The sequence below is a fragment of the Micromonospora sp. NPDC003776 genome (assembly GCF_053605645.1).
In genome coordinates this window covers 1-5435 of record NZ_JBSGJR010000490.1, presented here as the reverse complement: position 1 = coordinate 5435, position 5435 = coordinate 1, and the positions used below count along the sequence as shown (strand labels likewise).

Genomic DNA, 5435 nt, shown 5'->3' with positions numbered 1-5435 from the left:
CGCGCCGAGGACGAAGCCGAGCGGCGGCAGCAGGAACAGCCCGGGCAGTTGCGCGCCGGACTGCCCGGCCCCGGCGGCCAGCAGCACCAGCGCCACCCCGGCGACCAGGCCGCCGACCAGCACCAGCCGGGCGGGCCGGGCCGGTTCGCCGACCGCGAACCGGTCCCAGAACCCGGCGTCGAGCAGCACTCCGGCGAGCGCGCCGAACGCGGCGGCGGCGAGCCCGGCGAGCACCGTCTCCAGGAAGCCGCCGAGCGCGCCCACCCAGACCCAGGGCAGCAGCACCGCCAGCCCGGCGGCCACCGCCAGCAGGGTGACCGGATCGAACCGGCGCACCCCGGCCCGCCCGCCGTCCGCCGGGGCGACCTCGGCGCGGGACCGCCGGCCGACGAGCAGCGCGAGCAGGGCGGCGACGGCGGCCAGCGCGGCCAGGTACGCCTCCTGGTGCACCGGCGGCAGCGCGCGGAGCAGGGTCGCCGCGCCCAGCGCCAGCGTGGCGACCAGCCAGACGCGGCCGGTGGTCCGGACCGCCGGGGAGCGGGGGAGCAGCGCGAGCGCCAGCACCGGGGCGCCCACCAGCAGCACGGTGGCCAGCGCGATCACCGGCCAGAGCAGGACCAGCCGGTCCCGGCCGGCGGTCAGCACCGCCTGGTCGAACACCCAGCCGGCCACCTGGCCGGCCACGGTGACCAGCACCGCCCAGACGCCCGTGAACACCGCGGCCACGACCGGCCACGGCCCGCCCTCCCGGGGCCCGGAAACCGGCGGCGGAGGCGGGGCGGCGAGCGGACCGGGCAGCATGACCTTCACGGTACGGCCCGGCCGGTAGATGTCGCCGCAGCGCCCGGACGGTTACGGTGGACGGGTGCGCGACCCCAACGTGTCCCGATCCGTGGCCGGTCAGCTCTCCGCCGAGCGCCGCGCCGACGACCTGCGCCGGCTCCGGGCCGAGCGGTTCGACGTGCTGGTCATCGGTGGCGGGGTGACCGGAGCCGGGGCGGCGCTCGACGCCGCGTCCCGGGGGCTCAAGGTGGCCCTGGTGGAGGCCCGCGACTACGCGGCGGGCACCTCCAGCCGGTCCAGCAAGCTCATCCACGGCGGCCTGCGCTACCTGGAGCAGTTGGAGTTCCACCTGGTCCACGAGGCGCTCACCGAGCGCGGGCTGCTCGCCACCCGGCTCGCGCCGCACCTGGTGCGCCCGGTGCCGATCCTGGTCCCGCTCCCGGCCGAGGGTGGCCTGCGCGACCTGCCCCGGCGGTTCTTCCGCCGCTCCTACTACGGCGCCGGGGTGGCCGCCTACGACGCGTTCGCCGGGGTCTTCGGTGGCGGGCGGGGCATGCCGCTGCACCGGCACCTCAGCCGCGAGGGCGCCCGCCGGGCCTTCCCGAGCCTGCGACCCGACAAGCTGGCCGGTGCGATCCGCTACTTCGACGGGCAGGTCGACGACGCCCGCCTGGTGGTGACCCTGGCCCGCACCGCGGCCAGCCTCGGCGCGACCGTGGTGACCAGCGCCCGGGCGGTCGGGCTGATCCGCCAGGCCCGGGAGGTGACCGGGGTCCGGGTCCGCGACCTGGAGGCGCCCGCCGGCTCGCCGGACGCCGAGTTCGAGGTACGCGCCCGCACGGTGATCGCCGCGACCGGCGTGTGGAGCGACGACATGTCCCGGATGCTCAACGACGTCGGGCTGCGCCCCGGCGTACGGGTCCGGGCTTCGAAGGGCGTGCACCTGGTGGTGCCCCGCTCGGCGATCACCGGCGAGACCGGCCTGATCCTCCGGACGGCCACCAGCGTGCTCTTCGTCATCCCGTGGGGCGGGCACTGGATCATCGGCACCACGGACACCGACTGGCGGCTGGACCGGTCCCATCCGGCGGCCACCGCCAAGGACATCGACTACCTGCTGGAGCAGGTCAACACGGTGCTGGACCGGCCGCTGACCACCGCCGACATCGAGGGCGTCTACGCCGGGCTGCGCCCGCTGCTGGCCGGCGAGGCGGACTCCACCTCCAAGCTCTCCCGGGAGCACGCGGTGGTCGAGCCGATGCTCGGGCTGCTGCTGGTGGCCGGCGGCAAGTACACGACGTACCGGGTGATGGCCTCCGACGTGGTCGACCGGGCGGTGCACCGGCTCGGCTGGGCCCGGCCGTCGCGCACCGCCGACCTGCCGCTGCTCGGCGCCGACGGGTACACGGCGATGTGGCGGGACCGGGCCGACCTGGCCCGCCGGCACGGCCTGCCGGTCGGCGTGGTGGAGCACCTGCTGGAGCGGTACGGCACGCTCATCCGGGACCTGCTCGCCCTGATCGACGCCGACCCGCTGCTGGGTTCCCCGCTCGCCGGCGCCCCGGAGTACCTGGCCGCCGAGGTGACGTACGCGGCCCGCGCCGAGGGGGCGCTGCACCTGGAGGACGTGCTGACCCGGCGTACCCGGATCTCCTTCGAGACCAGCCACCGCGGCCTGGAGTCGGCGGAGCACGCCGCCGAGCTGATGGGAGCCGTGCTCGGCTGGGACGACGCCACCCGCGCCCGCGAGGTCGCCCACTACCGGGCCCGGGTCGAGGCGGAGCGGCTGTCGCAGGAGATGCCGGACGACGTGGCGGCCGACGCGGCCCGGCTGGGCGCGCCGGACGTCCGCGGCTTCGCGGCCGATCGGGGGGTCGACGGGGACAGCGCCGAGCTGCCGTCTGCCCGGTGACCGGCGGGTAACGTCGGTCCGGAGGGTACCGGGCGCTACCTACGGAAGTGTAGGTTCCCGTGCGTGGTTCGCCCATCCTGGTCGCGCGTCCTCGCACTCTCCGCCGGTGTCCTGCTCGCGATCCCCCTCGCCGGCTGCTCCCTGTTCGGCCGGGCCGAGGGTTCCACCACACCCCCGGGCGGAGCGCCGACCGCGGCGGCGGGGCAGCGGGTGTCGCTGGTGCAGCGACTCGGCACGGACGGTCCGGTCCGGACGCTCGACGTGGACCCGAGCGGCCGGTGGCAGTGCCGGGACTGCGCGGGCGACGGCGTCGACTCGACCGGTCAGCTCAACCCGGAGCAGACCCAGCGGTTGCAGCGGATGCTCACCGACCCGGTCCTGGCGAAGGAGACCGACGAGGCCCGCCAGTACAAGCAGGGCTGCATCGACGCGTTGACCTCCAGCCTGCTGATCACCCCCGGGCTGACCGTCACCATGCAGGACTGTCCGGGCGAGCCCAAGCCACCGGTCGCCTACCAGATCCTGCTGCTGCTCACCCAGACCACGCCGGCCGAGGACAAGGGCTGACGGTCAGCACACCTTGCCGGGGTTGAACAACCCCGCCGGGTCCAGCGCCGCCTTGATCGCCTGGTGCACCCGTACCCCCACCGGGCCGATCTCGCGGGCCAGCCAGTCCCGCTTCAGCAGGCCGACGCCGTGCTCGCCGGTGCAGGTGCCGCCGAGATCCAGGCCGAGCCGCATGATCTCGTCGAAAGCCCGCCGGCCGCGCGCCACGCTCTCCGGGTCGGCGCGGTCGACCACGATGTTCGGGTGCATGTTGCCGTCGCCGGCGTGCCCGACCACGCCGATCGGCACGGCGCACTCCTCGGCGATCCGGGCCACCCCGTCCAGCAGCGCGGCGAGCGCGCCGCGGGGCACCGCCACGTCGTCGATGACCAGGCCGCCGTTGCCGCCGGGGAAGGTGTCGGCGGCGAACTTCTCCATCGCCGGATGGGCCAGCCGCCGGGCCTGGAGCAGGGCGGCCCCCTCGGCCGCGTCGGTGGCGGCGTACACCTCGTCCGCGCCGGCCGCCTGGCACACCTCGGCGAGCCGGGCCAGGTCGTCCGCCGCCCGCGCGCCGGTGTCCACGGCCGCCAGCAGCAGCGCCTCCGCGTCGACGCGCAGCCCCATCGGCCGGTACGCCTCGATGGCCCGCAGGTGGGTCCGGTCCAGCAGCTCCAGCAGGCTCGGGGTGAGCCCGCGCTCGGCGATCCCCGCGACCGCCGTGCCGGCCGCGGCGGTGGTGGGGAAGACCGCGACCAGGGTGAGCGACTCCTCCGGGGCCGGCCGCAGCGAGACGGTCACCTCGGTGATCACGCCGAGGGTGCCCTCGGAGCCGACGAAGAGCCGGGTCAGGTCGTAGCCGGCGACCCCCTTGGCGGTCCGCCGGCCGGTCCGCAGCACCTCGCCGGAGGCGAGCACCACCTCCAGGCCGAGCACGTACTCGGTGGTCACCCCGTACTTGACGCAGCACATGCCGCCGGCGTTGGTGGCGACGTTGCCGCCGATGGTGGAGGACTCCCAGGAGCCCGGGTCCGGCGGATACCAGAGCTGGTGCTTGCGGACCGCCCCGGCCAGCGTCGCGTTCACCACGCCGGGCTGCACCACCGCGATCCGGCTCACCGGGTCGATCTCCAGGATCCGGTCCATCGCCACGGTGCTCAGCAGCACCCCGCCGTCGACCGCGTTCGCCGCGCCGGCCAGCCCGGTCCGCGCCCCCTGCGGCACCACCGGTACGCCGTGCCGGCCCGCCGCGCGGACCACCGCCACGACCTCCTCGGTGCTGCGCGGGCGCACCACCACCAGCGGGGTACCCGCGTCGCAGAGGTCGGCCTCGTCCCGTTCGTGGCCGCGTAGCAGGTCGGGATCGGTCAGCACGGCAGCGTCACCCAGGGTGGCCCGCAGCTCGTCGACGAGGGGGTTGGCGACCATGCCGGGAAGGCTAGGTCGGCTCGGCGTGATCATCAACCGGGCGTACCGTTGGTCGCCATGCTGTACGTCGACCGGCCCGCGGTGCCCTGGCGGGGCCGGCTCTGGTCACACCTGGTCAGCGACGTCTCGTACGCCGAGCTGCACGCCTTCGCCGAAGCGCTGGGCGCGCCCCGCCGGGCCTTCGACCGCGACCACTACGACCTGCCGGCCGAGCGGTTCCCGGTGGCCGTCTGGCTCGGCGCGCGGGTCGTCCCGTCGCGCGAGATCGTCCGCCTCCTCCACGCCTCCGGCCTGCGCCGCCCGAAACACCTGCACCGCCCGCCGGCCCGACTCGTGGCGTGACGTGCGTCTCCCGGGCGGTCAGCCGCGCAGGGTGGCGAGTTCGCGGGCCAGGTTGGCGCGGGCCGCGGACTCCCACCGGGCGTGCGGTTCGGGGAGGCGGTAGAGGGCGGGAAGGGCCAGCAGGGCCGTCAGCACCTGGGCGCGGCCGGCCCGGAAGGCCGGGTCGGGGACGTGCGCGTACTCCCGCCGGACGGCGGCGGCGTAGCGGTCGTAGGCGGCGGGCGGGGCGGCCAGGATCGCCAGGTCGGCGTCGCAGAGCAGGGCGCCGTCCGGGTCCTCCGGCGGCACCGCGTGCCCGGCGGTGAGCAGCACCAGCCGGCGTACCTCGGTCACCAGGCCCTGCCCCGCTGATACGTCGAGCCGTTCGAAAACAGGGCTGGGCACGGTCGCATCGTCCGCTACTACCAGTTCATCGAGGGATGACTGC

5 protein-coding genes and 1 pseudogene are annotated in these 5435 nt (G+C 75.8%); 3 read left to right on the top strand and 3 right to left on the bottom strand.

Features of this window, described 5'->3' with window-relative positions:
- Positions 1-801 (bottom strand): annotated as a pseudogene (locus ACWEVO_RS29020) (S8 family serine peptidase); the annotation flags it as partial.
- Between the two features lie 79 nt (positions 802-880).
- On the opposite strand from ACWEVO_RS29020, the gene ACWEVO_RS29015 reads away from it, so the two are divergent.
- Together ACWEVO_RS29015 and ACWEVO_RS29010 are read left to right on the top strand one after the other, a co-directional pair.
- Positions 881-2695, top strand: coding sequence for a glycerol-3-phosphate dehydrogenase/oxidase (locus ACWEVO_RS29015; protein WP_452310659.1), 1815 nt, complete (start codon positions 881-883; stop codon positions 2693-2695).
- 63 nt (positions 2696-2758) lie between these two features.
- Positions 2759-3262, top strand: coding sequence for a hypothetical protein (locus tag ACWEVO_RS29010; protein ID WP_452310658.1), 504 nt, complete (start codon positions 2759-2761; stop codon positions 3260-3262).
- Between the two features lie 3 nt (positions 3263-3265).
- On the opposite strand, the gene ACWEVO_RS29005 is transcribed toward ACWEVO_RS29010, so the two are convergent.
- Entirely contained in the window at positions 3266-4666 is a 1401-nt protein-coding gene (locus ACWEVO_RS29005; protein WP_452310657.1) for an FAD-binding oxidoreductase, read from the bottom strand.
- A gap of 57 nt (positions 4667-4723) precedes the next feature.
- Here ACWEVO_RS29005 and ACWEVO_RS29000 point away from each other — a divergent pair, with 57 nt between their 5' ends.
- Positions 4724-5008, top strand: coding sequence for a DUF4031 domain-containing protein (locus tag ACWEVO_RS29000; protein WP_452310656.1), 285 nt, complete (start codon positions 4724-4726; stop codon positions 5006-5008).
- An 18-nt stretch (positions 5009-5026) separates the two neighbouring features.
- On the opposite strand, the gene ACWEVO_RS28995 is transcribed toward ACWEVO_RS29000, so the two are convergent.
- Positions 5027-5435: HD domain-containing protein (locus ACWEVO_RS28995; RefSeq protein WP_452310655.1), on the bottom strand; the 409-nt coding region annotated here is incomplete at its 5' end.

Coding starts and splice junctions, on each gene's coding strand:
- ACWEVO_RS29005 (WP_452310657.1), bottom strand. CDS start 4,666: ATGGTCGCCAACCCCCTCGTCGACGAGCTGCGGGCCACCCTGGGTGAC.
- ACWEVO_RS29000 (WP_452310656.1), top strand. CDS start 4,724: ATGCTGTACGTCGACCGGCCCGCGGTGCCCTGGCGGGGCCGGCTCTGG.